This is a genomic window from Cupriavidus sp. WS (genome assembly GCF_000395345.1).
Classification (GTDB): domain Bacteria; phylum Pseudomonadota; class Gammaproteobacteria; order Burkholderiales; family Burkholderiaceae; genus Cupriavidus; species Cupriavidus basilensis_B.
In genome coordinates this window covers 1-4,238 of record NZ_AQPL01000372.1, presented here as the reverse complement: position 1 = coordinate 4,238, position 4,238 = coordinate 1, and the positions used below count along the sequence as shown (strand labels likewise).

Below are 4,238 nucleotides of genomic sequence, written 5' to 3'. Positions count from 1 at the left end.
TTTCCGTTTTCTGAGGCGACCCCTATTACGAGCGCTGCGTGCGCATCCTGGCCGACGTGGAGGAAGCCGAGCAGTCGCTGACCCACCAGAACAACACGCCGCGCGGCACGCTGGCGGTGGATACCTCCGCCGGGCTGGCGCAGATGGTGCTGATCCCCGGGCTGCACGAGTTCTTCGCCGCCTATCCCGAGCTGAAGATGGAGCTGACCATCAACGGCAAGCCCATCGACCTGCTCAAGGAAGGCGTGGACGTGGTGCTGCGCGTGGGCGACCCGGTGGACGAGACGATGGTGGCGCGCCGCATCGGGCAGCTGCGCCTGGGCTTCTATGGCTCGCCGCTCTACCTCAACCGCCAGGGCACGCCCACGCAGCCGAGCGACCTCGCGCAGCACAGGGCGGTCAACTACCTGTCCAACCGCACCGGCCGCGAAATGCCGTGGCCGATGGGCCAGGGCGACAAGCGCACCGAACTGCTGCTGCCTTCGGCCATCTCCACCAACGACGCCGACGCCTACCTGGCCTGCGCGCTCGAAGGCCACGGCCTGGCGCGCATCTCGCGCATGATGGCGCAGCCCTACGTGGAAAGCGGCCGGCTGGTCGAGGTGCTGACCGACTGGCCCACCGACTCGCTGCCGGTGTCCGCGATGTATCCGCAGAACCGCCACCTGTCCGCCAAGGTCCGCGTGTTCGTCAACTGGGCCGCCGACCTGTTCGCCCGCCACCCGCATTTCGGCGACAGCAAGGACGGCCGCCCCGCGCAGCCGCCCAAGCTGGCGGCGTAGGCGCGGCCGCATCACGCCGGGCGGGCCGCCGGGGCATCCGCCACCGCCAGCGCCTCGATCTCGAACAGCATGCCGTCCAGCGCCAGCCGCGGCACCGGGATCAGCGTGCAGGCCGGCGCGGGCGCGTCGCCCCAGATCCGGCGCAGCTCGCCGGACAGCACCGCCAGGCGCGCTTCGCTGTGATCCACCACCAGTACCGTGAGCCTGGCCACCTGCCGCGGCTGCGAGCCCGCCGCCGCCAGCGCCACGCACAGGTTGTCCAGCGCCTGCCGCACCTGGGCCGCGAAACCGGCGGGCAGGCTGCCGTCGGCGCGTTCGCCGCCCTGCCCGGCCACGCAGACCAGGGCGGCGCCGGGCGGGATCATCGCCACGTGGGAATAGCCGTTGGCGCGGGGATCGTACAGGCCGGGCGGGTTGAGCATGGTGAGCTGGCGCGGCGCGGGCCGGATGCCGGGGGCGTGCATGGGGCGGTCTCCTTTTGACTCTTGACGAATGCGGCGGATGCGGCGGATGCCGGACAGGGCGGAAGCAAAGCGCCGCGCTCGACAACGCGCGCGGGCTGCCCTAATATCCAAGAAAGTTTTTGGATATTAGGGCGCCACCATGCATTACGCAATAGAAAACTTGGATAACCCTGCCGGGTCTCCGGGTGATCGCATCCTGTTCCTGCTCAAGACGCGCGGCCCGGCTTCCACCACGCAGATCGCCCAGGCCCTCGGCGGCACCGCCGAGGCCGCGCGCCAGCAGGTGCACAAGCTGCTGGCGGCGGGACTGATCGAAGGCCGCCAGCAAACCCCGGCCGGCGCCGGGCGGCCCCGCCAGGACTGGGTGCTCACCGCCAGCGGCCACGGCCGCTTTCCCGACACCCACGCGCAACTGACCATCCAATTGATCGGCTCGGTGCGGCAACTGTTCGGCGAAGCCGGCATGGAACAACTGATCGCCAGGCGCGAAGCCGACACCCGCGCGCAATACCTCGCCGCGGTGGCGGGGCAGGCGGAGATCGGCCGGCGGCTGGAGACACTGGCCGGGCTGCGCAGCGCCGAAGGCTACATGGCGCGGCTCGAGCGCGACGGCGAAGACTGGCTGCTGATCGAAGACCATTGCCCGATCTGCGCGGCGGCGCAGGCCTGCCAGGGCTTTTGCCGCGCCGAGCTGGAGATCTTCCGCGAGGTCGCCGGCGCCAGCGCCACCGTCGACCGCGAGGCGCATCTGCTGAGCAACGCGCGTCGCTGCGTGTACCGGATCCGCGCGGCGGCCTGACGCGGGCGGGCCGCGTTTGATGGGCGGGCGCGGCAATGCTATCTTGGGCCGGCCGCCCGGCACCCCGACAAGAAACCGGCGCCCGCCACCAATGGAGACAACCATGCCGAACCGCCCCGCTTCCGGATTCGCCCGCCTGCCCGGCGCGGCATGGATGATGGCCCTGCTGCTCGCCGTGCTGCTTGCCCAGGCGTGGCTGGCCGCGCCTGCGCGCGCGCAAGGCGCGCCGGAAGTGATCGACCTCCCGACCCGGCCCGGCGTCACGCAGCGCTTCATCTACCTCGCGCCGGCGCAGCCGACCGCCGCCGTGATCCTCTACGCGGGCGGCCACGGCGGGCTGCGCATCGCGCCCGGCGGCAGCTTCGGCTGGGGCGCCAACAACTTCCTGGTGCGCGCGCGGCAACTGTTCGTCGACAACGGCCTGGCCGTGGCGGTGGTCGACGCGCCCAGCGACCGCCTCGCGCCGCCCTTCCTCAACGGCTTCCGCCAGACCGCCGAGCACGCGCAGGACGCCCAGGCCGTGATCGCCTGGATGCGCAGCCGCGCCAAGGTGCCCGTGTGGCTGGTCGGCACCAGCCGCGGCACCCAGTCGGTGGCCGCCATCGCCATCCGGCTGGCCGACGGCGGCGGCCCCGACGGCATCGTGCTGACCTCCACCATCCTGCGCGAGGAGCGCGGCCGCGCCGTGCCCGCGATGGACTTCGACAAGCTCAAGGTGCCGGTGCTGGTGGTGCACCACGTGCAGGACGGCTGCAAGCTGTGCCCGTTCGGCGAGGTGCAGGGCCTGATGGACAAGCTGGCGAAGGCGCCCAGGGCCGGCCTGATCCGCTTCGACGGCGGCAGCAACGAGGGCGATCCGTGCGAGGCGCTGGCCTACCACGGCTTCAACGGCATCGAGCCGCAGGTGGTGCAGGCCACGGCGCGCTGGATGGCGCAGAAGTAGCCGCGCAAGCGGCCATGACAGCCAAAGTGGCCACCGCGCGCGCGGACGCTAGAATGGCGGGCATGCCTTCCGCCCCGCATCTCATCAGGAACCCGCCATGACCCATTCCACGCTGCTGCTGTTCGTGCTGGCCTCGGCCGTCACCATCGCCACGCCCGGCCCGACCGTGCTGCTGGCGCTCAGCAACGGCTCGCGCTTCGGCGTGCGCGCGGCCTGCTGGGGCATGGCCGGCGCGGTGTGCGCCGACATGCTGCTGATCGCCACCGCCGCGGCCGGGCTGGGCGCGGTGATCGCCGCGTCGGAGGTCGCCTTCCGCGCGCTCAAGTGGATCGGCGCCGCGTACCTGGCCTACGTGGGCTGGAAGCTGCTGCGCGCCAGGGTCGGCCACCTGCCCGCCGGGGCCGCGCGGCAAGCCGGCCACCCCCGGGAAAGCGCGCCCGCGCGCGAGCTGTTCATGCGCTGCTTCCTGGTGGCCGCGACCAACCCGAAGGCGCTGCTGTTCATGTCCGCCTTTCTGCCGCAGTTCATCGACACCGGCGCGCCGCTGCTGCCGCAATACGCGCTCATCATGGCCATCCTGGCGCTGCTGAACCTGCTGGCCATGCTGGTCTACGCCGTCCTCGGCGCGCGCGTGATGCACGCGTTCCGCGACAGCGGCATGCGCTGGCTCAACCGCGTCTCCGGCGCGACGCTGATCGGCCTGGCCGGCGTGCTGGCGGTGTACCGGCGCGCGCAGGCCTGAACCGCCGCCGGCCAGGACGCGCCGGCGGCTACGGCAGGCGCGCCGCCATCTCCTTGCCATGCACGAAGCCCGCGGCCTCGGCCGCCTCGGGCGTCGAGTACTGCTCCGAGGGCTTGGCGGACTCCACCAGGGTGCTCGCGGCCCGGATATTGGTGCCGGGCCGGCACACGCGCACCGTGTAGTCCCACGCGCTGGGCGTCTTGGCGCGCACCAGCACCTGCACCTCGTGCGTTTCGAACACACGCTTCTTCCAGGCAATCTCATAGGGCATGACTGTCTCCGTTCTTATGGGGCGGTCCCGGTGCCGCCGCTGGCGAACGATGGCGAACGATGGCGCTTGCGCGTCACCCGCGCCCGCGCGCGCGGGTGCCGGAACCTAGTCACTATCCTATCAAAGCTGGCCGCGAACGCCGCCCGCGTCGGGCCGGCTGTTGCGCCGGCGACACCGTGCCGGCGCCCTGCCGGCACGCAGATGCTCAGAAGATGGAGTGCCCGCTGAGCGTGGTCA

The 4,238-nt window shown here is 71.8% G+C and carries 5 protein-coding genes and 1 pseudogene; 4 read left to right on the top strand and 2 right to left on the bottom strand.

Translation table 11 applies throughout. The features are described from left to right. Positions 1 to 14: 14 nt before the first annotated feature. Positions 15 to 782, top strand: a pseudogene (locus K206_RS39415) (LysR substrate-binding domain-containing protein); the annotation flags it as partial. A gap of 11 nt (positions 783 to 793) precedes the next feature. Here the strand turns inward: K206_RS39415 and K206_RS0127100 are convergent. Continuing rightward, positions 794 to 1,246 carry a RidA family protein gene (locus tag K206_RS0127100; RefSeq protein ID WP_020205513.1) on the bottom strand — a complete coding sequence of 151 codons (453 nt, stop codon included), beginning with the start codon at positions 1,244 to 1,246 and terminating at the stop codon, positions 794 to 796. 139 nt (positions 1,247 to 1,385) lie between these two features. Here K206_RS0127100 and K206_RS0127095 point away from each other — a divergent pair, with 139 nt between their 5' ends. The 3 genes from K206_RS0127095 to K206_RS0127085 all read left to right on the top strand — a co-directional run bounded on the left by K206_RS0127095 (position 1,386) and on the right by K206_RS0127085 (position 3,730). Further along, complete coding sequence (locus K206_RS0127095) at positions 1,386 to 2,045, top strand: metalloregulator ArsR/SmtB family transcription factor (protein ID WP_029044147.1); 660 nt, start codon at positions 1,386 to 1,388, stop codon at positions 2,043 to 2,045. Between the two features lie 103 nt (positions 2,046 to 2,148). Further along, complete coding sequence (locus K206_RS0127090; RefSeq protein ID WP_020205511.1) at positions 2,149 to 2,988, top strand: alpha/beta hydrolase; 840 nt, start codon at positions 2,149 to 2,151, stop codon at positions 2,986 to 2,988. A 97-nt stretch (positions 2,989 to 3,085) separates the two neighbouring features. Next, on the top strand, positions 3,086 to 3,730 hold the full coding sequence (locus K206_RS0127085) for a LysE family translocator (RefSeq protein ID WP_020205510.1): 645 nt from the start codon (positions 3,086 to 3,088) through the stop codon (positions 3,728 to 3,730). Positions 3,731 to 3,758: 28 nt separating this feature from the next. Here the strand turns inward: K206_RS0127085 and K206_RS0127080 are convergent, their stop codons facing one another. Continuing rightward, the gene (locus tag K206_RS0127080) at positions 3,759 to 4,001 is read right to left on the bottom strand and encodes a hypothetical protein (protein ID WP_020205509.1); all 243 of its coding nucleotides are present in this window, start codon (positions 3,999 to 4,001) and stop codon (positions 3,759 to 3,761) included. Between the last annotated feature and the right edge of the window lie 237 nt (positions 4,002 to 4,238).